Origin of the sequence: Streptomyces agglomeratus (genome assembly GCF_001746415.1) — a bacterium.
Classification (GTDB): domain Bacteria; phylum Actinomycetota; class Actinomycetes; order Streptomycetales; family Streptomycetaceae; genus Streptomyces; species Streptomyces agglomeratus.
Window position 1 is genome coordinate 5,789,958 of sequence record NZ_MEHJ01000001.1, and the last position, 26,459, is coordinate 5,816,416.

Here is a 26,459-nt window from a genome sequence, read left to right on the forward strand (position 1 = left end):
GGGACACCGAGATGTTGGCCGACGACAGTGCCCCGCGCGGCCGCACCGCGCTACGCGCCCGCACCGCCCTGCGCGGGCGCGGCGGGGCCGCCGGGGCGCGGCCCGCCCGCCGCCCGGCCGCCGTACGCCGCCGCGGCGGGTTCCTGGCCGGGCCGCCCGGCGAGAACCGTCTGCGCCGGCTGTACGAGCAGGCGCGGCGCACCTGGGACCGGCCTCTCACGGCGTACTACCTCATCCTGGGCAGCGCCCTGCTGATCACCGTGCTCGGCCTCGTGATGGTCTACTCCGCCTCGATGATCAAGGCGCTGGAGCTGTCGCTGCCCGCGTCGTACTTCTTCCGCAAGCAGTTCGTCGCGGCGGTCATCGGAACCGCCCTGCTGCTCGCGGCCTCCCGGATGCCCGCCAAGCTGCACCGCGCGCTCGCCTACCCGCTGCTGGCCGTGACCGTCTTCCTGATGGTCCTCGTCCAGATCCCCGGGATAGGAGTCGCCATCGGCGGCAACCAGAACTGGATCTCGCTCGGCGGCCCGTTCATGCTCCAGCCCAGCGAGTTCGGCAAGCTGGCGCTCGTCCTGTGGGGAGCCGACCTGCTCGCCCGCAAGCAGGACAAGCGGCTGCTGACCCAGTGGAAGCACATGCTGGTGCCGCTGGTCCCCGTCGCCTTCTTGCTGCTCGGCCTGATCATGCTCGGCGGCGACATGGGTACGGCGATCCTCCTCACCGCGATCCTCTTCGGCCTGCTGTGGCTCGCGGGGGCGCCCACCCGGCTCTTCGCCGGCGTGCTCGGCTTCGCCGCCTTCGTCGGTTTCGTCCTCATCGGCAACAACGCCAACCGCATGTCACGGCTCGCCTGTACCGGCGCGACCGACCTCGGTCCCAAGGGTGAATGCTGGCAGGCGGTGCACGGAATCTATGCTCTCGCCTCGGGCGGACTGTTCGGTTCCGGGCTGGGGGCAAGTGTGGAAAAATGGGGTCAACTCCCCGAGCCCCACACCGACTTCATCTTCGCGATCACCGGTGAGGAACTGGGTCTCGCGGGGACGCTGTCGGTACTCGCCCTCTTCGCGGCTCTAGGCTATGCGGGTATCCGCGTGGCCGGACGCACGGAGGACCCCTTCGTGAGGTATGCCGCGGGAGGTGTGACCACCTGGATCACGGCCCAGGCCGTGGTCAACATCGGTGCGGTGCTCGGCCTGCTGCCGATCGCCGGTGTCCCCCTCCCGCTGTTCTCCTACGGGGGCTCCTCTCTGCTGCCGACCATGTTCGCCGTAGGGTTGCTGATCGCCTTCGCGCGAGAGGATCCCGCTGCGAAGGCCGCCCTCGCCATGCGAAGGACTGTCCTTGGCAAAAGGGCCGGGGTGAGATGGAAGACGATGAGACGGCGCGTCAAGAAGCGTCCGTCCGGAGAGCGGTGAATTTCGGTGCATGTCGTACTCGCCGGTGGGGGGACCGCCGGCCACATCGAGCCCGCGCTTGCCCTCGCGGACGCACTGCGGAGGCAGGACCCTTCCGTGGGCATCACAGCCCTCGGCACGGAGCGCGGACTTGAGACCAGGCTCGTACCCGAGCGCGGCTACGAACTCGGGCTGATCCCCGCGGTCCCGCTGCCCCGCAAGCCCACCCCGGAACTGATCACCGTCCCCGGGCGGCTGCGCGGCACCATCAAGGCCGCGGAGCAGATCCTGGAGCGTACGAAGGCGGACTGCGTCGTCGGCTTCGGCGGCTACGTCGCCCTGCCCGGCTACCTCGCGGCCAAGCGCCTCGGCGTGCCGATCATCGTCCACGAGGCCAACGCGAGGCCGGGCCTGGCCAACAAGATCGGCTCGCGCTACGCGCACGCCGTGGCCGTCTCCACCCCCGACAGCAAGCTGCGCGGCGCCCGCTACATCGGCATCCCGCTGCGTCGCACCATCGCCACCCTCGACCGGGCACGGGTCCGCCCCGAGGCGCGTGCGGCCTTCGGCCTCGACCCGAACCTGCCGACGCTGCTGGTCTCCGGCGGCTCGCAGGGCGCCAGGCGACTCAATGAGGTGATCCAGCAGGTCGCTCCGGTGCTCCAGCGCTCCGGCGTCCAGATCCTGCACGCGGTCGGTCCGAAGAACGAACTGCCGCGCGTGGACAACATGCCCGGGATGCCGCCCTACATCCCGGTACCGTATGTGGACCGGATGGACCTCGCGTACGCCGCGGCCGACATGATGCTCTGCCGCGCGGGCGCGATGACCGTCGCCGAACTCTCCGCCGTCGGGCTCCCCGCCGCCTACGTCCCGCTGCCCATCGGCAACGGCGAGCAGCGGCTGAACGCCCAGCCGGTGGTCAACGCCGGCGGCGGCCTGCTGGTCGACGACGCGCAGCTGACGCCCGAGTGGGTGCAGGACCAGGTGCTGCCGGTGCTCGCCGATCCGCACCGGCTGTTCGAGATGTCCCGCGCCGCCGCCGAGTTCGGCCGCCGGGACGCCGACGACCTGCTCGTCGGCATGGTGTACGAGGCGATCGCCGCACGCAGGGCCGGCTGAACGGCCCACCGACGCAGGTGCCAGGAGGCGACAGGGAGTGGCCGGACCGACGACCGCCCAGCGCGGTGAACGACAGGCGCAGGGGTCGTCGGCGGCCCGTCCGCCGCGCCGTCCCGGCCGGGACGGCGCCGGCCGCCGGTTCCGGCTGCCAGGGCGCGGCGTGCTGATCCTGGCGCTCGCCCTGGCGGTCCTGCTCACGGCGGGCGCGATCTGGCTGCTGTACGGCTCTTCGTGGCTGCGCCTGGAGCGTGTGAAGACGTCCGGCACACAGGTTCTGACGTCCGACGAGGTCCTGGACACAGCGGCCGTCCCGGTCGGGGCGCCACTGGTCTCGGTCGACACCGACGACATCGAGGCCCGGCTGCGCCGGAAGCTGCCCCGTATCGACTCGGTGGAGGCCGTCCGCTCCTGGCCGCACGGCATCGCGCTGAACGTGACCGAGCGCGAGCCGGTCCTGCTCATCGAGAAGGGCGCGGAGTTCGTCGAAGTGGACGACGAGGGTGTCCGGTTCGCCACGGTCGCCAAGGCACCCGCCGGAGTGCCGCTGCTGGAACTGTCGTCCGGCGATTCGCCCAGCCTGCGCCGCTTCGGCCCGGACCGGCTGCTGCGCGAGGCGGTACGGGTCACCGGCGACCTGCCCAAGTCCGTCGCCCCCGACGTGCGCACCGTCCAGGTCGGCTCGTACGACTCCATCACCCTGGGGCTCGGAGGGGACCGTACTGTCATCTGGGGCAGCGCGGAGCAGGGTGAGGCGAAGGCGCGTGCGCTGCAAGCCCTCATGAAAGCAGCACCGGGGGCCGCACACTTCAATGTGAGTGCGCCCACCGCGCCTGCGGCATCGGGGAGTTGACGGTCATACGCGCTGGCCAGCACCCTGGTTGGCCAGCGATATGGGTGATCACATAGGGTGAAAAGAAAAACGGGAGGTTCGGCGTGTTCGTTGAACGTGCGCCACTTGTCGACTTAGTGTCCTGTTCGGAGAGTCCAAGGAACAGACACACTGGTAACCCTAAACTTCACCGTTAGGGTTCGGGTCGGCGTTCGGACCGTCCCAATCGGCATCAGTCGTCGCGGCGCTGCAACCCCGCGGCGGCACGTAACTCGAGGCGAGAGGCCTTCGACGTGGCAGCACCGCAGAACTACCTCGCAGTCATCAAGGTCATCGGTGTCGGCGGCGGTGGTGTCAATGCCATCAACCGAATGATCGAGGTCGGTCTCAAGGGCGTCGAGTTCATCGCGATCAACACCGACGCGCAAGCTCTGTTGATGAGCGACGCCGACGTCAAGCTCGACGTCGGACGTGAACTGACCCGCGGCCTCGGCGCCGGAGCCAACCCGGCAGTCGGCCGCAAGGCGGCAGAGGACCACCGTGAGGAGATCGAGGAGGTCCTCAAGGGGGCCGACATGGTCTTCGTCACCGCCGGCGAAGGCGGTGGCACCGGAACCGGTGGCGCACCCGTCGTCGCCAACATCGCGCGCTCGCTCGGCGCCCTCACGATCGGTGTGGTCACCCGCCCGTTCACCTTCGAGGGCCGGCGCCGCGCGAACCAGGCGGAGGACGGCATCGCCGAGCTCCGCGAAGAGGTCGACACCCTCATCGTCATCCCGAACGACCGGCTGCTGTCCATCTCGGACCGTCAGGTCAGCGTGCTGGACGCCTTCAAGTCGGCGGACCAGGTCCTGCTGAGCGGCGTTCAGGGCATCACCGACCTCATCACCACCCCGGGTCTCATCAACCTCGACTTCGCCGACGTCAAGTCGGTCATGTCCGAGGCCGGTTCGGCGCTCATGGGCATCGGCTCGGCGCGCGGCGACGACCGCGCGGTGGCGGCGGCGGAGATGGCGATCTCCTCGCCGCTCCTGGAAGCCTCCATCGACGGCGCCCGGGGCGTGCTGCTCTCCATCTCCGGCGGCAGCGACCTCGGTCTCTTCGAGATCAACGAGGCCGCGCAGCTGGTGAGCGAGGCCGCCCACCCCGAGGCCAACATCATCTTCGGCGCCGTCATCGACGACGCGCTGGGCGACGAGGTACGGGTCACCGTGATCGCCGCCGGCTTCGACGGCGGACAGCCGCCGGCCCGCCGGGAGAACGTGCTCGGCGCCGGCGCGGGTTCGGCCGCCAAGCGCGAGGAGCCCGCGCCGTCCCGGCCCGCGGAGACCTCGCGGCCGGCCAGTGGCATCGGCACGGTTCCTCCGCGCGAGCGCGAGGAGCAGGCGCCGGCCCCCGTCCAGGCCGAGGCCGCGCCGGTGACCGAGCTGCCGAACACGCAGTCGTCGCCGCCGCACGTGCCGCCGGCCCGGCCGTACGACAGCCAGGCCGAAGAGCTGGATGTCCCGGACTTCTTGAAGTGACAGTGCGGGACGACGCGATACACGTGGACGGCGCCCACTTCGCCTTCACCGACAGGTGGGGCGGGGTGAGCGCCGTTCCGTACGAGGAGCTCAACCTCGGCGGCGCGGTCGGTGACGACCCCGCCGCCGTGCGCGGCAACCGCGAGATCGCCGCCAAGTCGCTCGGCCTCGACCCCGGCCTGGTCGTCTGGATGAACCAGGTGCACGGACGGGACGTGGCCGTGGTCGAAGGACCGTGGGGCGACTGCGAAGTTCCCCGCGTGGACGCGGTCGTGACCGCCCGGCGCGGGCTCGCCCTCGCCGTACTCACCGCGGACTGCACGCCTGTTCTGCTGGCCGACCCCGTCGCCGGTGTCGCGGCCGCCGCTCACGCCGGGCGCCCCGGCATGGTGGCGGGGGTCGTCCCCGCCGCCGTCGAGGCGATGATCACACTGGGCGCCGACCCCTCCCGTATCACCGCCCGTACCGGTCCCGCGGTCTGCGGGCGCTGCTACGAAGTGCCGGCACAGATGCGGGACGAGGTCGCACAGGTGGTGCCGGCGGCGTGGTCGGAGACCAGTTGGGGCACGCCGGCCGTCGATGTGAGCGCCGGAGTGCACGCGCAGCTCGAAGCGCTCGGGGTGCGCGACCGGTGGCAGTCGCCGGTGTGCACGCTGGAGTCGCGCGACCACTTCTCGTACCGCCGGGACCGCACCACGGGGCGGCTCGCCGGATATGTCTGGCTGGATGGGTAGGACATGACGGACCGTAAGGCTCAACTCGCCGCAAACCTGGCGCACGTGGAGGAACGTATCTCCGCAGCGTGCGCCGCCACTGGGCGGGCACGTGAGGAAGTGACCCTGATCGTGGTCACCAAGACGTACCCGGCGAGCGATGTACGCCTGCTCGCGGAGCTCGGCGTACGCCATGTCGCGGAGAACAAGGACCAGGAGGCGGGCCCCAAGGCGGCCGAGTCGGCGGATCTGCCGGTCAGCTGGCACTTCGTCGGACAGTTGCAGACGAACAAGGTCCGTTCTGTGGCGAGTTACGCCGATGTGGTGCAGTCCGTGGACCGGGTGAAGCTCGTCACGGCGCTGTCCACGGCGGCGGTACGGGCCGAACGCGAGCTCGACTGCCTCATTCAGGTCGCCCTCGACGCGGAGTCGGGCGAGCGGGGGGAGCGCGGCGGCGTCGCGCCGGACGGGATCGAGGAGTTGGCCGCGAAGGTGGCGGAGGCTCCCGGGCTCAGGCTGGGCGGACTGATGACGGTCGCCCCGCTCGCCGGACCGTACGCGGGGCGCGAACAGGCCGCGTTCGAGCGGCTGATGGAATTCGCATCCAGCCTGCGCAAGGCCCATCCTGCTGCGAACATGGTCTCGGCAGGGATGAGTGCGGACCTTGAGCAGGCCGTGGCCGCCGGGGCGACACATGTACGCGTCGGTACTGCGGTACTCGGAGTCCGACCCCGGCTCGGGTAACGTCGCGAAGCAAGTCGGACCACAGCAGAAAATATGGTCATTCCCACTGATAGGTGGGCAGGCCGAGTGGATCGCGGGCACTTGGTGACGCTGCACGTTGGCAACAACGGCGATCCACCACAGAGCGGAGGACTCAGAGAATGGCCGGCGCGATGCGCAAGATGGCGGTCTACCTCGGCCTCGTGGAGGACGATGGGTACGACGGCCGGGGTTTCGATCCCGATGACGATTTCGAACCCGAGCCGGAGCCCGAGCGGGAACACCGCCGGCACCAGCCCCCGCACCAGGAGCGGCACGAAGAGCCGGTCCGAGTGGTGCAGCCGCCCGCGCAGCGCGAGCCGGTGCCGCACCCCGTCGCGCTTCCGGCGGAAAGCGGACGACCGGCACGTATCGCCCCCGTGGCATCCATCACACCTGAACGTCCGAACCTGGAGAAGAACGCACCGGTGATCATGCCCAAGGTCGTGTCCGAGCGGGAGCCGTACCGCATCACCACGCTGCACCCGCGGACCTACAACGAGGCCCGTACCATCGGGGAACACTTCCGCGAGGGCACTCCGGTGATCATGAACCTGACCGAGATGGACGACACGGACGCGAAGCGACTTGTCGACTTTGCGGCGGGACTCGTCTTCGGCCTGCATGGCAGCATTGAACGAGTGACGCAGAAGGTGTTCCTGTTGTCGCCTGCTAACGTCGATGTCACGGCGGAGGACAAGGCCCGTATCGCAGAGGGCGGTTTCTTCAACCAGAGCTGAGACACGACACCGGGAACGAACCCGGCCGGGAGGCCGGAAACACGAGAGCACGGGGAGAGGGAAGCGCGAGATGAGAGTCGCACTGGACGTGATCTACATCGCGCTGATGTGTTTCCTCATCGTGCTGATCTTCCGGCTGGTCATGGATTACGTCTTCCAGTTCGCGCGCTCATGGGAACCCGGCAAGGCGATGGTGGTCGTTCTGGAGGCCACCTACACTGTCACCGATCCACCGCTCAAGCTTCTGCGGCGGTTCATTCCGCCGCTGCGTCTCGGGGGCGTGGCACTCGACCTGTCCTTCTTCGTTCTGATGATCATCGTTTACATCCTGATCAGCATCGTGATCAGGCTGTGAGCGATACGGTCTTGCCGACTGCCGACGACTACGTAGAGGTGAAGAAGAGATGCCGTTGACCCCCGAGGACGTGCGGAACAAGCAGTTCACGACCGTCCGCCTCCGAGAAGGCTATGACGAGGACGAGGTCGATGCCTTCCTCGACGAGGTCGAAGCTGAGCTGACGCGCCTGCTGCGCGAGAACGAGGATCTTCGCGCGAAGCTGGCCGCCGCGACGCGTGCCGCCGCGCAGAACCAGCAGCAGCAGGGTATGCGCAAGCCGCCGGAGCAGCAGGATCGTCCCGGCGCTCCGGTGCCCGCGGCCATATCGGGCCCGCCCGTCCAGCAGCAGCCGCAGATGGGTCCGCCCCAGCTTCCCGGTGGCGCTCCCCAGCTGCCCGCCGGCCCCAGCGGCCACGGCCAGCAGGGTCAGCACGGCCAGGGCCAGATGGGTCAGGGTCAGATGGGCCAGGGCCAGCACGGCCAGGGTCCGCAGGGCCAGCACGGTCCCGGTCCGATGGGGCAGGGCCCCATGGGTCAGGGTCAGATGCAGGGCCAGATGGGCCAGGGCCAGATGCAGGGCCAGATGGGCCAGGGCATGGGCGGTCCGATGGGCGGCCCCATGGGCGGTCACGGTCCGCAGCTCCCGCAGCCCGGTCAGGGCCCCGGCGGCGACAGCGCCGCGCGTGTGCTCTCGCTGGCCCAGCAGACCGCCGACCAGGCGATCGCGGAGGCCCGTTCCGAGGCCAACAAGATCGTTGGCGAGGCTCGCAGCCGCGCCGAGGGTCTGGAGCGGGACGCCCGTGCGAAGGCCGACGCCCTGGAGCGGGACGCGCAGGAGAAGCACCGCGTGGCGATGGGCTCGCTGGAGTCCGCCCGCGCGACGCTGGAGCGCAAGGTCGAGGACCTGCGCGGCTTCGAGCGCGAGTACCGGACGCGTCTGAAGTCCTACCTGGAGAGCCAGCTGCGTCAGCTGGAGACCCAGGCGGACGACTCGCTGGCTCCGCCGCGTACCCCGGCGGCCGCCTCGCTGCCGCCGGCCCCGCAGATGAGCGGGTCGATGGCGCCGGCAGGTGCGGGTGCGATGGGTCACTCCATGGGTGGCAACCCGTCGATGGGCGGCCACGGTGGTCCGTCCTCGAACGGTCCGTCGTACGGCGGCCAGCAGCAGATGTCGCCGGCCATGACCCAGCCGATGGCTCCGGTCCGGCCGCAGGCTCCGCAGCCGATGCAGCAGGCGCCTTCGCCGATGCGCGGGTTCCTGATCGACGAGGACGACAACTGACGGCCGTGCGCGCGCTGAGCGCGTAGCCGTCGGCAGGCTGAGGGCCGGGCCCCGGGGATTCTTCCCCGGGGCCCGGCCCTTTTGCATGTCCGTGAACGCCGGACGGGGTGATCCCGGCTGAGCGGTATGTGCAGCCCGTCCGTCGTCAAGGGAATGCGGAAGGGCCCGGCCGACGGGGTCGGCCGGGCCCTTCGCCGGGGGTTACGCCTCAGTCTTGCGGAGGCGGAAGGTCAGGGACAGGGACTCGTCCGTGAAGGGGTCGCCGTACGTGGCGTCCGCTTCCGCCGCGGCGAAGTCCAGTGCCAGGACCTCGTCCGCGATCAGCGCCGTGTGCTCCGTGAGCGCCTCCGCCGTCTCGGGGGAGTCCGCCGACCAGCGCACCGCGATGCGGTCCGCGACGTCGAGGCCGCTGTTCTTGCGCGCCTCCTGGATCAGGCGGATCGCGTCACGGGCCAGGCCCGCCCGCCGCAGCTCCGGGGTGATCTCCAGGTCCAGCGCGACCGTCGCGCCCGAGTCGGAGGCCACCGACCAGCCCTCGCGAGGCGTCTCGGTGATGATCACCTCGTCGGGGGAGAGGGAGACCGTCTCGCCGTCGACCGTGACCGTCGCCGTGCCCTCGCGCAGGGCCAGGGAGAGCGCGGCCGCGTCGGCGTCCGCCACCGCCTTGGCCACCGCCTGGACGCCCTTTCCGAAGCGCTTGCCCAGCGCGCGGAAGTTCGCCTTGGCGGTCGTGTCGACCAGCGAACCGCCGACCTCCGAGAGGGAGGCGAGCGAGGAGACGTTCAGCTCCTCGGTGATCTGGGCCTGGAGCTCGGGGGTCAGGGACTCGAAGCCCGAGGCCGCCACCAGCGCGCGCGACAGCGGCTGACGGGTCTTGACGCCCGACTCCGCGCGCGTCGCGCGGCCCAGCTCGACCAGGCGGCGCACCAGCGCCATCTGCCGGGAGAGGGTGGGGTCGATGGAGGCGAGGTCCGGCTCCGGCCAGGTGGAGAGGTGGACCGACTCCGGGGCGCCGGGGGTGACCGGCACGATCATGTCCTGCCAGACCCGCTCGGTGATGAACGGGGTGAGCGGGGCCATCAGGCGCGTGACCGTCTCGACCACGTCGTGCAGCGTGCGCAGCGCCGCCTTGTCGCCCTGCCAGAAGCGGCGGCGCGAGCGGCGTACGTACCAGTTCGAGAGGTCGTCGACGAAGGCCGAGAGGAGCTTGCCCGCCCGCTGGGTGTCGTACGACTCCAGGGCTTGCGTGACCTGGTCCGTCAGGGCATGCAGCTCGGAGAGGAGCCAGCGGTCCAGGACCGGGCGGTCGGCCGGGGCCGGGTCCGCGGCGCTGGGGGCCCACTTCGACGTACGGGCGTACAGGGCCTGGAAGGCGACCGTGTTCCAGTACGTCAGGAGGGTCTTGCGGACCACTTCCTGGATCGTGCTGTGGCCGACCCGGCGGGCCGCCCACGGAGAGCCGCCGGCCGCCATGAACCAGCGGACCGCGTCCGCGCCGTGCTGGTCCATGAGCGGGATGGGCTGGAGGATGTTGCCCAGGTGCTTGGACATCTTCCGGCCGTCCTCGGCGAGGATGTGGCCCAGGCAGACGACGTTCTCGTACGACGACTTGTCGAAGACCAGCGTGCCCACCGCCATGAGCGTGTAGAACCAGCCGCGGGTCTGGTCGATCGCCTCCGAGATGAACTGCGCCGGGTAGCGCTGCTCGAAGAGCTCCTTGTTCTCGTACGGGTAGCCGTACTGCGCGAACGGCATCGAGCCCGAGTCGTACCAGGCGTCGATGACCTCGGGAACGCGCGTCGCCGTCAGCGAGCAGCCTTCGCCGGTGCACGGGAAGGTGACCGCGTCGATGTACGGGCGGTGCGGGTCCAGGTCCGACTGGTCGGTGCCCGTGAGGTCGGAGAGCTCGGCCAGCGAGCCCACGCAGGTGAGGTGGTCGTCCTCGCAGCGCCAGATGGGCAGCGGGGTGCCCCAGTAGCGGTTGCGGGACAGCGCCCAGTCGATGTTGTTGTTCAGCCAGTCGCCGAAGCGGCCCTGCTTCACCGAGTCCGGGAACCAGTTGGTCTTCTCGTTCTCGCGCAGCATCGCGTCCTTGACCGCGGTGGTCCTGATGTACCAGGACGGCTGTGCGTAGTAGAGGAGCGCGGTGTGGCAGCGCCAGCAGTGCGGGTAGCTGTGCTCGTACGGCGTGTGGCGGAAGAGCAGACCGCGCGAGTCCAGGTCGGCGGTCAGCGCCTCGTCGGCCTTCTTGAAGAACTGGCCGCCGACAAGGGCGACTTCCGGGGTGAAGGTGCCGTCGGGCAGGACCGGGTTCACGACCGGCAGGCCGTACGCCCGGCAGGTCCTCAGGTCGTCCTCACCGAAGGCCGGGGCCTGGTGGACCAGACCGGTGCCGTCCTCCGTCGTGACGTACTCGGCGTTCACCACGTAGTGCGCCTCCGACGGGAACTCCACCAGGGCGAAGGGGCGCTCGTACGTCCAGCGCTCCATCTCGGCGCCCGTGAAGGTACGGCCGGTCGCCTCCCAGCCCTCGCCGAGCGACTTCTCCAGAAGCGGCTGGGCGACGACCACCTTCTCCTCGCCGTCCGTCGCGACGACGTAGGTGACGTCGGGGTGCGCGGCGACCGCCGTGTTGGACACCAGGGTCCAGGGGGTCGTCGTCCAGACCAGCAGCGAAGCCTCGCCCGCGAGCGGACCCGAGGTCAGCGGGAAGCGGACGAAGACCGACGGGTCGACGACGGTCTCGTACCCCTGCGCCAGCTCGTGGTCGGACAGGCCCGTGCCGCAGCGGGGGCACCAGGGGGCGACGCGGTGGTCCTGGACCAGCAGGTCCTTGTTGAAGATCTCCTTCAGCGACCACCAGACCGACTGGACGTACGAGGGGTCCATGGTCCGGTACGCGTCGTCGAGGTCGACCCAGTAGCCCATGCGGGTCGTGAGCTCGGCGAAGGCGTCGGTGTGGCGGGTCACCGACTCGCGGCACTTCGCGTTGAACTCCGCGATGCCGTACTCCTCGATGTCCTTCTTGCCGTTGAAGCCCAGTTCCTTCTCGACGGCGAGCTCGACCGGCAGGCCGTGGCAGTCCCAGCCGGCCTTGCGGGCCACGTGGTAGCCGCGCATGGTGCGAAAGCGCGGGAAGACGTCCTTGAAGACGCGGGCCTCGATGTGGTGCGCGCCCGGCATGCCGTTGGCGGTGGGCGGGCCCTCGTAGAACACCCACTCGGGGCGTCCCTCGGACTGTTCGAGACTCTTCGAGAAGACCTTGTTCTCGCGCCAGAAATCGAGCACGGCGTGCTCGAGCGCGGGAAGGTCGACCTGGGCGGGCACCTGGCGGTACAGCGACATCGATTCCTCCGGCGGACTGTGACTTCCGTCGGAGGGACGAGAGCGCTGGGCTCCCGCGGTACCACCCTCCTTGGCCGCGGGCGGCGCCCGTGACCCCCTCATTGGGGCAGCGATGCCGGTTCTACTGGCCGTGCGCCCGTGGACGGAGCCCACGGCGCGAAGCTTTCTTCCGGCGGCTCAGGGGTGATGCTTCACGCCGCGCTCGCCGCCGGGCTCACACCGTCCCCGGATCGCTCTTGGCTGCGTACGGCGCTACTCGTCCCCTTCGAGGCCTTTCGCTGCGCCCAGTGTACGGGCCGGGCGGCCGGCCGGCCGCCCGGTTTCCGCGCGGCGCCGGAGCGTACGCCGATAGCCCGAATGGCCATACGGGCTCCGCCGTCTCCGTCCGCGTCTTCCTGAGCGGATTACCGGGCGGAGAGCTGGGCACAACCGAGGCAGGCTCATCGCGTCCGGCGCGCGGCAGGGCCGAAGCGGCGGCGTGCCCCGTTGCCGCGGGCCTGGAGTCGACTTATCGTCCCAGCACGATGCGCGAGCAAGATCACAATATGTGAAGGGGCCGCGGCCATGGTGGCTAAGAAGACCGCCGCACAGAGCGCAGAAGGGACCGGCTCGGCGGACAACGACGCCGTCGGGAAGAAGGCCGTCGGGAAGAAGACCCCTGCCGGGAAGACCGCCGCGAAGAAGACCGCCGCGAAGAAGACGGCGCCCGCCTCCGAGGCCGTGCCGGCCAAGAGGGCGACGCCGGTCAAGACGGCCAGGACGGCCAAGAAGGCATCTGCCGAGAAGGCGGCTGCGAAGAGGGCCGCTCCCGCGGCCAAGGGGGCGGCCCAGGCCGCGAAAGAGACAGGAGCCAAGACGGTGGTTGCGAAGAAGGCTGCGAGCAGGACCACGGCCGCCAAGAAGGCGGTCCCGGCCACGGTGACGGCGCTCCCCGCGTCCGGGACGGTCGCCCCGGCGGCCCCCGGCGAGCTGGCGGTCAGGCCGGGCGAGGAACCGTGGACCCCGGAGGAGGTCGCCGAGGCGCGCGCCGAGCTGGAGAAGGACGTCGCGGGCCTGCGGGCGGAGATCATCGCGTCCGAGGAGGCGGTGACCGGACTGATGCGGGACTCCGGGGACGGCGCGGGCGACGACCAGGCCGACACCGGGACCAAGAACATCTCCCGGGAGTACGAGCTGGCGCTGGCGGCCAGTGCCCGTGAGCGCCTGGAACAGACCGAGCGGGCCCTGGAGCGGCTGGACGCCGGTACGTACGGGCTCTGCGAGGTCTGCGGGAAGCCCATCGGCAAGGCGCGCATGCAGGCATTCCCGCGCGCCACGCTGTGCGTCGAGGACAAGCAGAAGCAGGAACGCCGCTACTGATCCGACGGCGCCGGCCCGTCGGCACCGCCCCGCGACCCGGCCGCCTCACCGGTCACCGGGGCTGTCCGTACGTGTGTGCCGTACCCTCGTCCTCAGTCAGGCACCTAGGTTGAGGGACTCACGTGGCAGAGGCGGAGCGCATCATCGGTACGCCGGATACCCCTGAGGCCGGGGGACCCGAGCCGGAGGAGTCCTCCGATGCGGCGGCCCCCGACGAGCAGCCGGCGAGCAGGGGCAAGCGGAAGATCGCTGTGCTGTTCGGCGTGGCCCTCGTGGCCTACCTGCTCGATCTGAGCAGCAAGATGCTCGTGGTGGCCAAGCTGGAGCACCACGAGCCGATCGAGGTCGTGGGTGACCTGCTGAGGTTCGAGGCGATCAGGAACGCGGGCGCCGCGTTCGGCATCGGCGAGGCCTTCACCGTCATCTTCACGGTCATCGCGGCCTCGGTGATCGTGGTGATCGCCCGGCTCGCGCGCAAGCTCTACAGCCTGCCCTGGGCCATCGCGCTCGGGCTGCTGCTCGGCGGCGCGCTCGGCAATCTCACGGACCGGATCTTCCGCTCGCCCGGTGTCTTCAAGGGCGCCGTGGTGGACTTCATCGCCCCGGCGAACTTCGCGGTCTTCAACCTCGCGGACTCCGCGATCGTCTGCGGCGGGATTCTGATTGTGATCCTGTCGTTCCGGGGGCTGGACCCCGACGGGACCGTTCACAAGGACTGACAAGGCATACTCGACGGGTGAGTACCATTCCCGAGTTCCGCACCCTGCCCGTTCCCGATGGCCTTGAGGGCGAGCGCGTCGACGCCGCCATTTCCCGGATGTTCGGGTTCTCCCGCACGAAGGCGGCCGAGCTTGCCGCCGCCGGGAAGGTTCAGGTCGACGGGTCGGTGGTCGGGAAGTCCGAGCGGGTCCGGGGCGGGGCCTGGCTCGAGGTGGAGATGCCGCAGGCCGCAGCCCCCGTACAGATCGTCGCCGAGCCCGTCGAGGGCATGGAGATCGTGCACGACGACGACGACATCGTCGTCATAGACAAGCCGGTCGGCGTCGCCGCCCACCCGAGCCCCGGCTGGACCGGCACCACGGTCATCGGCGGCCTCGCCGCGGCCGGGTACCGCATCTCGACCTCGGGCGCCTCCGAGCGCCAGGGCATCGTGCACCGCCTCGACGTGGGGACGTCGGGCCTCATGGTCGTGGCCAAGTCGGAGCGCGCGTACACGCTGCTCAAGGCGCAGTTCCGGGACCGGGTCGTCGTGAAGAAGTACCACGCGCTGGTCCAGGGCCACCCCGACCCGATGAGCGGCACCATCGACGCCCCGATCGGTCGCCACCCCAACCACGACTACAAGTGGGCCGTGACGGCCGAGGGCAAGCCTTCGGTCACGCACTACGACCTGATCGAGGCGTTCAGGGCCGCGTCGCTCCTCGACATCAAGCTGGAGACCGGGCGTACGCACCAGATCCGCGTGCACATGTCCGCGCACCGTCACCCCTGCGTCGGTGACACGACGTACGGCGCCGACCCCACGATGGGCAAGCGCCTCGGCCTGACGCGGCAGTGGCTGCACGCGATGCGGCTCGGCTTCGAGCACCCGTCGGACGGCCGGTGGGTCGAGTTCGAGAGCTCGTACCCGGCGGACCTCCAGAAGGCGCTGGACGTGATCCGCGCCGAGAGCGAGTGACACCCGTTCCATGACCGCGGAACCGACGAGCACCCGGCCGACGAGCACCCGGCCGATGGGTTCCGAGCCGGCCGGCGCCGTCCCGTACGACGTCCGGATCGCGGAGGGGCCCGCCGACCTGGCGGCCTGCTTCGCCGTCCGCGAGCAGGTCTTCGTCGTCGAGCAGCGGGTGCCCGCCGACATCGAGTACGACGCGTACGACGCCGGCGCGGTGCATGTCCTGGCGATCACCGCCGACGGGCTGCCGCTGGGGACGGGACGGCTCCTGTACGGCGCCGCCGCTGCCGCCAAGACCGGCGGCGACCCGGCGGTCGGCTCGCTCGGCCGGCTGGCCGTCGGCCGCGAGGCGCGCGGTCTCGGCGTCGGGGCGGCCTTGGTGCGGGCCATCGAGGACGCGGCGGGGGAGCGCGGTCTGAGCGCGGTGGACCTGCACGCGCAGACGCACGCCCTCGGCTTCTACGAGCGGCTCGGGTACGCCGCGTACGGGCCGGAATTCCCGGACGCGGGGATTCCGCACCGGGCGATGCGGCGCGCGCTGTAGGCGCAGCTCAGCACGGCTGATGGGGTCACAGCTCACCGCTGTGGCCCCATTTCGCTCGTCCGCTGATAGTTAGGAAAGTTTCCCAACACTCTTGACGTCAACTGGAAACAACCCTAACTTTCACGCGAACTCCCGTGCCGGAACCCCACACCCGAAGGGAGCACCACCCATGTACCGACGTACGGCCCGCATCCGCAAAGCCCTGCTTTCCGCCTCGGCCCTCGGCATCGTGGCCGCCTTGCAGTCACCCGTCAGCGCCTCCACCCCCTCCACGTCCTCTCCCTCCACGTCGAAGTCCGCTTCGGCCTCCCCCCTCGCCGCCAACGGGCAGCTCAAGGTCTGCGACCGCCGGCTCTGCAACGAGCAGGGGCAGGCCGTCCAGCTGCGCGGCATGAGCACCCACGGCACCCAGTGGTACGCCCAGTGCGTCACCGACGGCTCGCTGGACGCCCTCGCCGGCGACTGGCGCGCCGACGTCCTGCGCGTCTCGACGTACGTCCAGGAGGGCGGCTACGAGACCGACCCGCAGCGCTACACCGCTCTCGCGCAGAAGTTCGTCGACGGCGCCCACCGGCGAGGCATGTACGCCGTGATCGACTGGCACATGCTCGACCCGGGCGACCCCAACTTCAACCTCGCGCGGGCCAAGACGTTCTTCACGGCGATGGCGAAGAAGTACAAGGACAACCCGGGCGTGCTCTACGAGATAGCCAACGAGCCGTCAGGGGTGAGCTGGTCGAAGGTCAAGTCGTACGCCGAGAAGATCATCCCCGTCATCAGGGCACAGGACCCGGACGCCGTGGTCCTGGTGGGTACGCGCGCCTGGTCGTCGTTCGGCGTCTCGGAGGGCGCGGACGAACAGGAGGTGGTCCGTAACCCCGTGAACTCCTCCAACATCATGTACACCTTCCACTTCTACGCCGCCTCCCACCGGGACGAGTACCTCAACGTCCTCGACCGGGCCTCCGACCGGCTCCCTGTGTTCGTCACCGAGTTCGGCACGCAGGACTACGCGGGCGAGGGCGCCAACGACTTCGCCCAGTCCCAGCGCTTCCTCGACCTGATGAAGCGCAAGAAGATCTCCTGGACCAACTGGAACTTCTCCGACGACCACCGCTCCGGAGCCGTCTTCAAGACCGGCACCTGCTCCGGCGACACCTGGGCGGGGACCGGCGTGCTGAAGGAGGCCGGCGTCTGGATCCGGCAGCGGATCCGGGAGTAGTGGCACCCTTGGGGTCTTGATCGTCGAGACTCCGAACCGCCGGATGGTGCACCGTGGATCAATTGGCCCTGCTGTTCCTGCTGTTGCTGGGGGCCGTTGTCACGGTGCCCCTGGGGGAGCGTCTCGGGCTGCCGGCGCCGGTGCTGATGACGGTCGCGGGGATCGTCCTGGCGCTGCTGCCGTTCGTACCGAACGTCGAGATCCCGCCCGAGTACATCCTCCCGCTGGTGCTGCCGCCGCTGCTGTACGCCGCCGTGCAGCGCACCTCGTGGCGGCAGTTCACCGCGAACATCAGGCCCATCCTGCTGCTCGCGGTAGCCCTCGTCTTCGTGACGACGGCCGCGGTCGCGGCGGTGGCGGGCGCCGTCGTTCCGGGACTGCCGCTCGCCGCAGCCATCGCGCTGGGCGCGCTCGTCGCCCCGCCCGACCCGGTCGCGGCGACGGCCGTGGCCGGGTCGCTGGGGCTGCCCCGGCGGCTCGTGTCGATCCTGGAGGGCGAGGGGCTGTTCAACGACGTGACGGCCATCGTGCTCTACCACGTGGCGATCGCGGCGGCGGTGAGCGGAACGTTCTCCTGGCCGGCGGCGGTCGGGGAGCTCTTCCTGTCCGCTCTCGTCGCCATCGCCGTCGGGTACGGCCTCGGCTGGATCACCGACAAGCTGATGGACTATCTCGGCGACGCGACCCTCCAGATCAGCCTCACGCTGCTGGCGCCTTTCGTCGCCTATGTGCTGGCCGAGGAGTTCAAGGGCTCGGGCGTACTCGCCGTGCTCGTCATCGCGCTCTACCTCGCCGAGCACGCCGTCGACGCCGACGACGTACTCGGCCGCCTCGCCGGACAGACCTTCTGGCAGATCGTCGACACGCTCGTCACCGGAATCGCCTTCGGTCTCATCGGCCTGGAGCTGCACCACGTCTTCGGGACGGCGGACGGCCGCCTCGGCGAGATGCTCGGCTGGGGCGCGGCGGTCGTCGCCGTCGTCGTCGGCGTACGGCTGCTGTGGCTGCTGCCCGCGACCTGGCTGGCGAAGCGGCTGCACACGCTCCGGGACTACGACGAGGACATTCCGGTCAGCTGGCGGGAGACGGTCGTCATGTGGTGGTCGGGGATGCGCGGAGTGGCGTCGGTCGCGCTGGCGCTGGCCATCCCGCTGAAGACGGACGACGGCTCGCCGTTCCCGGCGCGCGAGGAGATCGTGTTCATCGCGTTCTCGGTCATCATGGCCACCCTCCTGGTCCAGGGGCTCACACTGCCGTGGCTGGTGCGCAGGCTCGGCGTACGCGCGGACACGGGGGCGGAGCGGGAGCTGGAACACGACCTGGCGGTACGGGCCGCGAAGGCCGCCAAGCGCCGGCTCAAGGAGATCCAGGAGGTCGAGGAGCTGCCGGACGACGTCCTGGACCGTCTGCACCGGGGAGCCCTCGACATCGGGGCGAGGATCAGCCCCGAGATCGTGGACGACGAGCGGCGCGAGGCGTTCGCGCAGCGGGTGGCGCGGGTCAAGTCGGTGCACCGGATCCAGCGGGAGATGATGTCCGCCGCGCGGCACGAGATCCTCGCCGCGCGGAGTGAACCGGGCAACGACCCCGAGGTGGTGGACCGGGTCCTGCACCACCTGGACGTGCGCAGCCTCAGGTAGCGGCCGGCGGCCCGGCCCCCTTCGGGCCGAGGGCCCTACCCCCGGCCCGTGCGGCGCGGTTCCTCGTCCGGCACCGGCGGCTTGCCGTTCGGGGGCCGGTCCGCCGGAGCGGTGGCTATGCGCGGGAGCGCGTACGGGTGCTTCTCCGTCAGCCAGGCGATCAGCTGCTCGCGCACGGTGCACCGGACCGTCCACACGTCGTCGGCGTCCTTGGCCGTGACGACCGCGCGTACCACCATGGTGTTCGGCGTCGTGTCGGTCACGGCCAGACTCCAGTCGCGGCCGTCCCACGCCTTGCACATGTCCAGGATTTCCTTGAGCTTCTCGCGCATCAGGTCCACCGGCGCGGTGTGGTCGAGGTGCAGGAAGACCGTGCCGGTCATCTGGGCACCGCCGCGCGACCAGTTCTCGAACGGCTTGCTGGTGAAGTACGACACCGGCATGGTGATCCGCCGCTCGTCCCAGGTCCGTACGGCCAGGAACGTCAGCGTGACCTCCTCGACCACGCCCCACTCGCCGTCCACCACCACCGTGTCCCCTATGCGCACCATGTCGCCGAAAGCGATCTGGAAGCCCGCGAAGAGGTTTCCGAGGGTCGACTGGGCCGCGACACCGGCGACGATGCCGATGATTCCGGCCGAGGCGAGCATCGACGTACCGACCGCCTTCATGCCGGGGAAGGTCATCAGCATCGCGCCGGCCGCCACCACCGCCACCACAGCGGTGACGATCCGCATGATCAGCGTCACCTGAGTACGGACACGCCGGACCCGCGCCGGGTCGCGCGTCGTGGAGGCGTAGCGGGCGTACGACGACTCCACGATCGCGGAGGCGATCCGTATCACCAGCCACGCGCCGGCGCCGATCAGCACCAGTGAGAGCACCTGCCCGATACCGGCCTTGTGGTCCTGGACGATCCCGAGGGCGGTCTTCTCGTACGCGCCTCTCAGGACGGCGGCCAGGATCAGGACCTGGAGCGGCACGCGGCAGCGGCGCAGCAGGCCCCACAGCGGGGTCTCGTGGTGGCGGGCATCGGTCCGGCGCAGCAGCAGGTCGGCGGCCCAGCCGACGACCAGCGTGAGCACGACCGAGCCGCCGATGACGATCAACGGGCGCAGTACGTTCTCCATGACTCCGACGCTCAAATGGGAGGATGGCGGGATGGACATCATGCTTTTCCACTCCGCCTACGGTCTGCGCCCGGCGGTGCACGCCGCAGCAGAGCGGCTGCGTGCCGCCGGGCACCAGGTGCACGTGCCCGACCTCTTCGACGGGCAAACTGCCGAAACCATGGAGGAGGGCATGGCGATCAAGGACGGCATCGGCCGGGACGAGCTTCTGCGCCGCGCCGTTCTCGCCGCCGCCCCGCACTCCGACACGGGCCTGGTGTACGCCGGTCTCTCCTTCGGCGGGTCCGTCGCGCAGAACCTCGCGCTCGGCGACGAGAAGGCCCGTGGCCTGCTGCTTCTGCATGGAACGTCGGACATCGCGGACGACGCCACGGCGCACGACATGCCCGTACAGCTGCACGTCGCCGAGCCTGATCCCTTCGAGTCCGACGACTGGCTGAACGCCTGGTACCTGCGGATGCGGGGGATCGGCGCGGACGTGGAGATCTATCGCTATCCCGGTGCCGGACATCTCTACACCGATCCGGATCTGCCGGACTTCGACGCCGACGCCGCCGCGCAGACCTGGAAGGTCGCGGCCGGGTTCCTGGCGACGCTGTAGCCCCCTAGGGGCGCGTGCAGCGCCCTGTCGCGGCGCCGGCCGGCGGGAGGCACAGGTAGACCCGGTCGGCCGGGCTGTCGCTCACCCAGCGGCCGACGCACTGGTCGGGCGTCGTACGGCCGTGCTCGGCGCAGAAGGACAGCGCCGCGCGGCCGTCGGCGAACGGGCCGGCGGCGTAGATCACCCAGTACCCGGGCCGAAACGACCGAAAGTCGTCGCTCCGCAGCACCTGGGCCCCCGGTACCTGGTGCCGGACGGCGGCGAGGCGGCGTTCGAGGGCGGTCCGCCCGGCGGTCAGCGGCTCGGAGTGGAGCTGCGTGATCCAGCCGCCGGCGACGGAGGGCGGCCGGGGCGGCGAGGTCTTCGTGGCCGGCGCGGGTGGGGCGGACGGTGGGGCCGACGTGGTCGCAGGCGCGTCCGGGCCCGGAGGTGAGGGGGACGGCGGGGCCTTCCGGGGCGCGCTCGTGGTGATCGCGGACGTGCCGCCGTTCCCTTTGTCCGCCGTGTGCGACCGCGGTTCCGGCTTCAGCGCGGCGTACGCCCCGGCGCCCAGCAGCGCCAGCGCCACGACGGCCGCCGCTGCCGCCAGCGGCGCCCGGCCGCGGCGCGGGCCCGCGCTCACGGTCGCGGACGCGCTCCCCGGGCCGACGGTCGGCAGCACGTGCGGCGTCGGCGCCCCGGGCCGTGGCGTGCCGGGCCGCGGTGTGTCGGTCCGCGTCGGCGAGGGCGGTACGGGCACGGGCGGCGGCGCCGGGAGGTGTCCCGCCTCGGCGACCGCCAGCAGCGCGTCGAGCCGGTCGGCGGACGGGCGCGCGGCAGCGTCCCGTACGAGCAGCTCCGCGAGCACCGGACCCAGCGGCCCGGCCTGCCGGGCCGGCGGGACGGGGTCGTCCAGCACGGCGGCCAGCGTGGCGAGGGTGCTGCCGCGGCGCATCGGGCTCACGCCCTCCACGCAGACGTACAGCGTCATGCCCAGCGACCAGAGGTCGGACGCCGGGAGGTCGGCGGAACCACGGACACGCTCCGGCGCCATGTACTCGGGGGACCCGATGACCTCGCCGGTCATGGTCAGGGACGCGGACCCCTGGACGGCGGCGATGCCGAAGTCGGTCAGGACCGCCCGGCCGTCGGCCCGCAGCAGGACGTTGGCCGGCTTCACGTCCCGGTGGTGGATACCGGCGGCGTGGGCGGCGCGCAGGGCGGCGAGGATCTCGCGGCCGGTGCGCGCCGCCTCCCGGGGCGGCAGGGGCCCTTCCTCCAGGCGGTGCTGGAGGGTACGGCCCGGCAGGAGCTCCATCACGAGCCAGGGGTGCGGCTCTTCGTCGATGATGTGATGGATCGTCACCACGTGGGGGTGGCTGATTCTTGCCAGTGCTCTGGCCTCGCGCAGTACGCGCTCCCGCAGGACGCGCGTGGCCTCGGCGTCACCGGCCGCCACCGGGCCGGAGGACAGGACTTCCTTGAGGGCGACCTCGCGGTGAAGGGCGGTGTCGCGGGCACGCCATACGGTGCCCATGCCCCCTCTGCCGAGCCGCTCCAGCAGCTCGAAACGCCCGTCCACGATGTCCCCGATGTCCCCCGGCCCGTTCATGGCGTCAGGGTAGAGGACCGGGCGTCAGCCGGCGCGGTACGCGGTCCAGCTGTCAGTCATCCGCGTGACCTGGCCCGCGGTGAACTGGTACATGCAGTTGTCGTACGTGTAGTCCATGAAGTTGTGGACCGGGTCGACGCCGGTCTTGCTGGCGCAGGAGTCGCGGCCGGTCGGGCACTGGTACGCGGCGCTCTTCTCGGCCGGGGTGTCGGTGACGTAGTCGCCGTTGCCGTTGCAGCCGCCCTGGAAGGTGTGGTAGAGCCCCATCCAGTGGCCGACTTCGTGGGTGGCCGTGTCGCCCTCGTTGTAGTTGGCGGAGCTGCCGCCCGGCAGCGACTTGTCGAGTACGACGACGCCGTCCATGCTCGGGTTGGAGTTGTACGAGCTCGGGAAGGTCGCCCAGCCGAGCAGGCCGCCGCTGAGGTTGGCGGTGTAGAAGTTCAGCGCGCCAGCGCCGCCCTTGCGCAGGGTCGACTTCATCTCCTTCTCGGCGGTCGAGCCGGACGCCAGGTTGTACCAGGAGGCGTTGTCCGTGTAGTCCGTACCGGCCAGCGTGAACTGGAAGTTGGAGTTGACGTTTCCGGTGCCCTGGCCGCCGAAGGCCGAGTTGAGCACCGCCATCTGGTTGTTGATGTCGGTAGCCGTGAGCTTGCCGGTGGTGCCGCTGTGCACGACGTGGAAGTAGACGGGGACGGTCGTCACGGCGGTGGCGGAAAAGCCCCTGGCGGTGGCGCCCGACGAGCGCAGCTTGTCGAGTCTCTTGCGCAGGTCCGCGTCCATGGCCTTGGCCTTGGCGGCGGTCACCTCGTTGGGCTCATGGGCGTGCTGGTCGCCGGAGGGGCGCGCCTCGCGGGCGGCGCTCACCGGGGCCTCCTCGACACACTTCTCGGCGGACGCCTTGGCGACGGCGACGCCTGCGGGTGCGGACAGCGTGGAAAGAGCCAGGGTTCCGGCCATCATCGCCGTACCGATGAAGCGCTTGCGCAGAAGGGGGGATATACGAGCAAGAGCACGCACGTTGACTCCTCGCGGGGGTGGGCGAGGTTGGGTTTTCCTCGCCGCTGCCCGGAGGTTATGTGTGCATGTCATATGTCGATGAGAAGCGATCAAGCCCAATCAATCTTCAGAGCAATTGGGGCATCGGGACGAAAAGTTTCGGCCTGGTCCAGACTTTGAGATGCGCAGGTAAGCCCTGGGGTTACCGAGGCGGGTGGTGTGTCCGCATTCGGATGGCGGATTCAACACCACCCGCCTCTTCGCGTGATCTACGTGTAACAGGTCGAGGATTGGCTGAAAATCGTCGGTCAGCGGACCGGCTGGTTCACCCGCTCGACCTTCTGCGTTCCGCTGAGCGTGCGGTACGAGCGCGCCCACCGCGCGGTGGCGTCCTGCCGCGCCTTGTCAGAGATGACGTAGTAGTCCATCTGCGAGCGCTCACCGGTGACGTCGAGGACGCCGTAGCCGTGCGAGTCCATGTCCAGCCACTTCACATGCCGGTTGGCGGCCTTGACGGCCGTCGAGGCGACCAGGGAGACGGTCTGCGGCGCGACGTGCAGGATGTCGTCGAGGTTGTCCGAGGACACCGAGGTGACCACGAACTCGGTCGCAGCCGAAGGCGAGAGCGGATACGTCGCCGCCTTGACCGGCACGTCGTTGGCCCAGGCCATGTGGATGTCGCCGGTCAGGAAGACCGTGTTCTTGATCGCCCGGTCCCTGAGGTGGTTGATCAGTTCCTTGCGGTCGTCGGTGTAGCCGTCCCACTGGTCCACGTTGACCGCGAGACCCTCCTTGGGCAGACCGAGCAGCCCGGCGAGCGGCTCCAGCAGATGGGCCGGTACGGAGCCGAACGCCACCGGCGAGATCATCACCGACGTACCGACCAGCTTCCAGGCGGCGTCGGAGGAGGCGAGCCCCGACTTGAGCCAGTCCAGCTGCGCGCGGCCGGTGAGCGAACGCTCCGGGTCGTCGACCGCGCCGCTGCCGACGCTCGCCTGCTGCGAGCGGAACGACCGCAGGTCGAGCAGGTGCAGATCGGCCAGCTTGCCGAAGCGCAGCCGGCGGTAGACCGTGCCCTCCGTGGAGGCGCGGACCGGCATCCACTCGAAGTACGCCTGCTTCGCGGCGGCCACGCGTGCGGCCCACTCGCCCTCGGCGCCGGGCGTGTGGTTCTCCGCGCCCCCGGACCAGGCGTCGTTGGCCAGCTCGTGGTCGTCCCAGATGGCTATGACCGGGTGCGTGGCGTGCAGAGCCTGGAGGTCGGCGTCGGTCTTGTACGCGCCGTGGCGGGTGCGGTAGTCGGCGAGCGTGACGATCTCGTGGGCCGGCTCGTGCCGCCGGACGACGTACGGGGCCGTGGGATAGGCGCCGGTGGCGTACTCGTAGACGTAGTCACCGAGGTGCAGGACCGCGTCCAGGTCGGTACGGGCGGCGAGATGGCGGTACGCGGAGAAGTAGCCCGACTCCCAGTTGGCGCAGGAGACGACACCGAAGCGCACACCGGGCGTGGCCGCGTCGGCCGCGGGAGCGGTGCGGGTGCGGGCGACGGGGGACACGGCGTCGCCCACGGTGAAGCGGAAGTAGTAGGCGGTCGCCGGGGACAGGCCCCGCACATCGGCCTTGACGGTGTGGTCGGTCGCCGCGCTCGCGGTCGTCGTGCCGGAGGCGACGGTTCTGGCGAACGCCCTGTCCTCGGCGACCTCCCATCTCACCGCCACATCGGGCCCCTTGCCGGAACCCGGCACGGCGTCGGGGGAGGGGGTTATCCGGGTCCACAGCAGGACGCCGTCGGGCAGTGGATCGCCGGAAGCGACCCCGTGGAGGAACGTGGGAGCCGGTACGGCGGCGGCCGCGGCGGCGGCACTCGTACCGGTGGCGAGGGGAACGGCGACAGCGGTCACGGCAGCGGCCTTGACGACCGTACGGCGACTGGGAGATGAAATGAATCGACTGGTCACGGCCGTACATTACTGATCAGTACGGCTCAAGGGTGGGCAAACGCAGGAACGTTCGCCCACCCTTCGGTGAAGTGCCCTGTTTCCGCTATCCCTTGAGGGCCTTGTCGATCGCGGTCCGGAACTCCGCCGGTGTCATGGGCGGGTTCTCGTTGTCCGAACCGGTGACCGTTTTGCCGTCCATCCTGAGCGTCGGGGTGCCCTTGACACCGCTCTTGTCGAAGACGGCCGACATCTTCAGCGCCCAGGCGTCGAAGGTGCCGTCCTGCACGTTCCGCTGGAACTTCTTGTTGCCCTTCAGGGCGTCCACCTCGTCGGCCACCTTGATCAGGTAGTCGTCGTCGGCGAACTTGTCGTCCTGCTCCGCCGGGTGGTTCTTCTGCGAGTACAGCGCGCCCTTGTACTCCAGGAACGCCTCCGGGCCGACGTCGAGCGCGGCGCCCAGCGCGCTGAGCGCGTTCCGTGAGCCCTCACCGGGGATGGTCCGGTCGATGAAGGTCGCACCGACGTACTTGACCCTGTACTTGCCGGCCTCGACATCCTTCTCGATCGTCTCGCCGTTCGCCTGCTCGAAGGTCGCGCAGACGGGGCAGCGCGAGTCCTCGTACAGCTCCAGGGTCTTCTTGGCGTCCTTCTTGCCGACGAGGACGGTCGTGCCGTCCTTTCCCTCGGTGTTCGCGGGCGCGGTGACCTGCTTCTGGTTCTTGGCGGCCTCCCAGGCGGAGGGCTCGTTGGCCTGCATGACGCCGTATCCGACGCCGCCGGCCACCGCGAGGACGCCGACGACGGACAGGGCGACGATCACCTGGCGGCGCGTCCTGTCCTTCTTCGCCTGGCGTTCGCGCTCGATGCGCAGCCGCTCGCGGGCGGCTGCCTTGCTGGCCTGGTTGTTGCGTGCGCTCATGGTCGTGTTCTCCGTACGGGAAATCGAGGGGGTGAGGGGTGCCGGTCTGGCTCAGGCGGAAACGAGCGCCGAGCGCGGCGGACCCCTGCGTCCCACGGAGTGCACGAACAGGCGGCCGGGGGAGGCGGTACGGACCCGGCGGGCGGGCCGCACCGTGCGGCGTACGGGAAGGTCGAGCGCACCGGCAGCGGCGGCCGCGAGCAGCAGCGGCCGGAAGGTGACCGCCCCCACGCTCCGCAGCAGCCCGGCGAGCGCCGCCTCACCGCGCCGCAGCCAGGCCGCGGCGAGCAGCCCCACCGCGACGTGGGCGGCGAGCAGCGCCCACGGCAGCGCGGGATCGGGCGAGCTGAGGAGGGCGGCGGCGCTGCTCCGGGGGTCGGTGGCCTCCACGAGCTGAGCGCCCAGTCCGCCGTCGGCGCCGCCGCCGCACAGTACGTCGAACCCGACCGAGCGCAGCGAGCCGGCCACCGGCCCGCCCGCGGCGCCGTAACAGAGGTGCTGCCCGGTGGTGAAGACGGTGTCGGCGGCCAGCTCCAGCGGTACGAGCAGCCCGGCGATGGCGCCGAAGCCCCGCTCGCGGCCCGCCAGCGCGTACGCCACGGCGAACACGGCGGCCGCGATCCCGGCCACCACGGTCAGCGGCAACGGCACCCGGGACAGCAGCACATGGGAGGCAGCCGAGAGCGTGACGACGAGCGCGGTGAAAAGCGCCGCACGCACCACCCTCAGCTGCGTCCCCGATACGTCCATGGAACGTGAGTTTGCCACGGCCTCCTGTAAGGGAGTCCTAAAGCC

Annotated in this window: 23 protein-coding genes; 16 read left to right on the forward strand and 7 right to left on the reverse strand. The window is 70.4% G+C overall.

From position 1 onward, the window contains the following. The first annotated feature begins 11 nt into the window (after positions 1–11). The 9 genes from ftsW (at position 12) to AS594_RS25295 (ending at position 8,702) form a co-directional block, all read left to right on the forward strand. On the forward strand, positions 12–1,415 hold the full coding sequence (ftsW, locus tag AS594_RS25255; RefSeq protein WP_079144413.1) for a putative lipid II flippase FtsW: 1,404 nt from the start codon (positions 12–14) through the stop codon (positions 1,413–1,415). 6 nt (positions 1,416–1,421) lie between these two features. Next, positions 1,422–2,516, forward strand: a complete 1,095-nt coding sequence (murG, locus tag AS594_RS25260; RefSeq protein ID WP_069929156.1) for an undecaprenyldiphospho-muramoylpentapeptide beta-N-acetylglucosaminyltransferase — start codon at positions 1,422–1,424, stop codon at positions 2,514–2,516. Between the two features lie 37 nt (positions 2,517–2,553). Beyond that, positions 2,554–3,366: a cell division protein FtsQ/DivIB gene (locus AS594_RS25265; protein WP_069935385.1), complete on the forward strand. Its 813-nt coding sequence runs from the start codon at positions 2,554–2,556 to the stop codon at positions 3,364–3,366. Between the two features lie 272 nt (positions 3,367–3,638). Next, positions 3,639–4,868 (forward strand): cell division protein FtsZ, encoded by a 1,230-nt coding sequence (gene ftsZ, locus AS594_RS25270; RefSeq protein ID WP_069929158.1) that lies wholly within the window; start codon positions 3,639–3,641, stop codon positions 4,866–4,868. Positions 4,869–4,891: 23 nt separating this feature from the next. Further along, positions 4,892–5,602: a peptidoglycan editing factor PgeF gene (gene pgeF, locus AS594_RS25275; protein WP_069933805.1), complete on the forward strand. Its 711-nt coding sequence runs from the start codon at positions 4,892–4,894 to the stop codon at positions 5,600–5,602. Between the two features lie 3 nt (positions 5,603–5,605). Beyond that, positions 5,606–6,325: a YggS family pyridoxal phosphate-dependent enzyme gene (locus AS594_RS25280; protein ID WP_069929159.1), complete on the forward strand. Its 720-nt coding sequence runs from the start codon at positions 5,606–5,608 to the stop codon at positions 6,323–6,325. A gap of 140 nt (positions 6,326–6,465) precedes the next feature. Then, on the forward strand, positions 6,466–7,083 hold the full coding sequence (locus AS594_RS25285) for a cell division protein SepF (protein ID WP_069929160.1): 618 nt from the start codon (positions 6,466–6,468) through the stop codon (positions 7,081–7,083). A gap of 70 nt (positions 7,084–7,153) precedes the next feature. After that, entirely contained in the window at positions 7,154–7,438 is a 285-nt protein-coding gene (locus tag AS594_RS25290) for a YggT family protein (RefSeq protein WP_069929161.1), read from the forward strand. 49 nt (positions 7,439–7,487) lie between these two features. Continuing rightward, positions 7,488–8,702, forward strand: a complete 1,215-nt coding sequence (locus AS594_RS25295; RefSeq protein ID WP_069929162.1) for a DivIVA domain-containing protein — start codon at positions 7,488–7,490, stop codon at positions 8,700–8,702. Positions 8,703–8,903: 201 nt separating this feature from the next. Here the strand turns inward: AS594_RS25295 and ileS are convergent, their stop codons facing one another. Beyond that, positions 8,904–12,047 (reverse strand): isoleucine--tRNA ligase, encoded by a 3,144-nt coding sequence (gene ileS / locus AS594_RS25300; RefSeq protein ID WP_069929163.1) that lies wholly within the window; start codon positions 12,045–12,047, stop codon positions 8,904–8,906. Between the two features lie 564 nt (positions 12,048–12,611). On the opposite strand from ileS, the gene AS594_RS25305 reads away from it, so the two are divergent. The 6 genes from AS594_RS25305 (at position 12,612) to AS594_RS25330 (ending at position 18,487) form a co-directional block, all read left to right on the forward strand. Further along, positions 12,612–13,406, forward strand: a complete 795-nt coding sequence (locus AS594_RS25305; protein ID WP_069935386.1) for a TraR/DksA family transcriptional regulator — start codon at positions 12,612–12,614, stop codon at positions 13,404–13,406. A gap of 122 nt (positions 13,407–13,528) precedes the next feature. Further along, positions 13,529–14,125 carry a signal peptidase II gene (lspA, locus tag AS594_RS25310; protein WP_069929165.1) on the forward strand — a complete coding sequence of 199 codons (597 nt, stop codon included), beginning with the start codon at positions 13,529–13,531 and terminating at the stop codon, positions 14,123–14,125. Positions 14,126–14,142: 17 nt separating this feature from the next. Then, a complete protein-coding gene (locus AS594_RS25315; protein ID WP_069929166.1) occupies positions 14,143–15,084 on the forward strand; it encodes an RluA family pseudouridine synthase in 942 nt (313 codons plus the stop codon). Positions 15,085–15,139: 55 nt separating this feature from the next. Then, positions 15,140–15,625, forward strand: a complete 486-nt coding sequence (locus AS594_RS25320) for a GNAT family N-acetyltransferase (RefSeq protein ID WP_069930776.1) — start codon at positions 15,140–15,142, stop codon at positions 15,623–15,625. 169 nt (positions 15,626–15,794) lie between these two features. Then, entirely contained in the window at positions 15,795–16,847 is a 1,053-nt protein-coding gene (locus AS594_RS25325) for a glycoside hydrolase family 5 protein (RefSeq protein ID WP_069929167.1), read from the forward strand. Positions 16,848–16,900: 53 nt separating this feature from the next. Next, positions 16,901–18,487 carry a Na+/H+ antiporter gene (locus AS594_RS25330; protein WP_069929168.1) on the forward strand — a complete coding sequence of 529 codons (1,587 nt, stop codon included), beginning with the start codon at positions 16,901–16,903 and terminating at the stop codon, positions 18,485–18,487. A 35-nt stretch (positions 18,488–18,522) separates the two neighbouring features. Here AS594_RS25330 and AS594_RS25335 read toward each other — a convergent pair whose 3' ends face one another. Continuing rightward, positions 18,523–19,617: a mechanosensitive ion channel family protein gene (locus AS594_RS25335; RefSeq protein ID WP_069929169.1), complete on the reverse strand. Its 1,095-nt coding sequence runs from the start codon at positions 19,615–19,617 to the stop codon at positions 18,523–18,525. Positions 19,618–19,648: 31 nt separating this feature from the next. Here AS594_RS25335 and AS594_RS25340 point away from each other — a divergent pair, with 31 nt between their 5' ends. Continuing rightward, positions 19,649–20,218 (forward strand): dienelactone hydrolase family protein, encoded by a 570-nt coding sequence (locus tag AS594_RS25340; RefSeq protein WP_069929170.1) that lies wholly within the window; start codon positions 19,649–19,651, stop codon positions 20,216–20,218. 4 nt (positions 20,219–20,222) lie between these two features. On the opposite strand, the gene AS594_RS25345 is transcribed toward AS594_RS25340, so the two are convergent. The 5 genes from AS594_RS25345 to AS594_RS25365 form a co-directional block, all read right to left on the reverse strand. Continuing rightward, positions 20,223–21,809, reverse strand: coding sequence for a serine/threonine-protein kinase (locus AS594_RS25345; protein ID WP_069935387.1), 1,587 nt, complete (start codon positions 21,807–21,809; stop codon positions 20,223–20,225). A gap of 24 nt (positions 21,810–21,833) precedes the next feature. Further along, positions 21,834–22,769: a zinc metalloprotease gene (locus AS594_RS25350; protein WP_420877900.1), complete on the reverse strand. Its 936-nt coding sequence runs from the start codon at positions 22,767–22,769 to the stop codon at positions 21,834–21,836. 344 nt (positions 22,770–23,113) lie between these two features. Continuing rightward, positions 23,114–24,763 carry an alkaline phosphatase D family protein gene (locus AS594_RS25355; RefSeq protein WP_069929172.1) on the reverse strand — a complete coding sequence of 550 codons (1,650 nt, stop codon included), beginning with the start codon at positions 24,761–24,763 and terminating at the stop codon, positions 23,114–23,116. Positions 24,764–24,848: 85 nt separating this feature from the next. After that, positions 24,849–25,664: a DsbA family protein gene (locus tag AS594_RS25360; RefSeq protein WP_069929173.1), complete on the reverse strand. Its 816-nt coding sequence runs from the start codon at positions 25,662–25,664 to the stop codon at positions 24,849–24,851. 51 nt (positions 25,665–25,715) lie between these two features. Next, on the reverse strand, positions 25,716–26,414 hold the full coding sequence (locus AS594_RS25365) for a hypothetical protein (protein ID WP_069935388.1): 699 nt from the start codon (positions 26,412–26,414) through the stop codon (positions 25,716–25,718). Positions 26,415–26,459 lie beyond the last annotated feature (45 nt).

What these genes read in the sequence shown, in the direction of transcription:
- ftsW (WP_079144413.1), top strand. Translation starts at nt 12, where the DNA reads ATGTTGGCCGACGACAGTGCCCCGCGCGGCCGCACCGCGCTACGCGCC.
- AS594_RS25280 (WP_069929159.1), top strand. Translation starts at nt 5,606, where the DNA reads ATGACGGACCGTAAGGCTCAACTCGCCGCAAACCTGGCGCACGTGGAG.
- AS594_RS25285 (WP_069929160.1), top strand. Translation starts at nt 6,466, where the DNA reads ATGGCCGGCGCGATGCGCAAGATGGCGGTCTACCTCGGCCTCGTGGAG.
- AS594_RS25290 (WP_069929161.1), top strand. Translation starts at nt 7,154, where the DNA reads ATGAGAGTCGCACTGGACGTGATCTACATCGCGCTGATGTGTTTCCTC.
- AS594_RS25295 (WP_069929162.1), top strand. Translation starts at nt 7,488, where the DNA reads ATGCCGTTGACCCCCGAGGACGTGCGGAACAAGCAGTTCACGACCGTC.
- ileS (WP_069929163.1), bottom strand. Translation starts at nt 12,047, where the DNA reads ATGTCGCTGTACCGCCAGGTGCCCGCCCAGGTCGACCTTCCCGCGCTC.
- AS594_RS25305 (WP_069935386.1), top strand. Translation starts at nt 12,612, where the DNA reads ATGGTGGCTAAGAAGACCGCCGCACAGAGCGCAGAAGGGACCGGCTCG.
- AS594_RS25320 (WP_069930776.1), top strand. Translation starts at nt 15,140, where the DNA reads ATGGGTTCCGAGCCGGCCGGCGCCGTCCCGTACGACGTCCGGATCGCG.
- AS594_RS25325 (WP_069929167.1), top strand. Translation starts at nt 15,795, where the DNA reads ATGTACCGACGTACGGCCCGCATCCGCAAAGCCCTGCTTTCCGCCTCG.
- AS594_RS25335 (WP_069929169.1), bottom strand. Translation starts at nt 19,617, where the DNA reads ATGGAGAACGTACTGCGCCCGTTGATCGTCATCGGCGGCTCGGTCGTG.
- AS594_RS25340 (WP_069929170.1), top strand. Translation starts at nt 19,649, where the DNA reads ATGGACATCATGCTTTTCCACTCCGCCTACGGTCTGCGCCCGGCGGTG.
- AS594_RS25345 (WP_069935387.1), bottom strand. Translation starts at nt 21,809, where the DNA reads ATGAACGGGCCGGGGGACATCGGGGACATCGTGGACGGGCGTTTCGAG.
- AS594_RS25350 (WP_420877900.1), bottom strand. Translation starts at nt 22,769, where the DNA reads ATGATGGCCGGAACCCTGGCTCTTTCCACGCTGTCCGCACCCGCAGGC.
- AS594_RS25360 (WP_069929173.1), bottom strand. Translation starts at nt 25,664, where the DNA reads ATGAGCGCACGCAACAACCAGGCCAGCAAGGCAGCCGCCCGCGAGCGG.
- AS594_RS25365 (WP_069935388.1), bottom strand. Translation starts at nt 26,414, where the DNA reads ATGGACGTATCGGGGACGCAGCTGAGGGTGGTGCGTGCGGCGCTTTTC.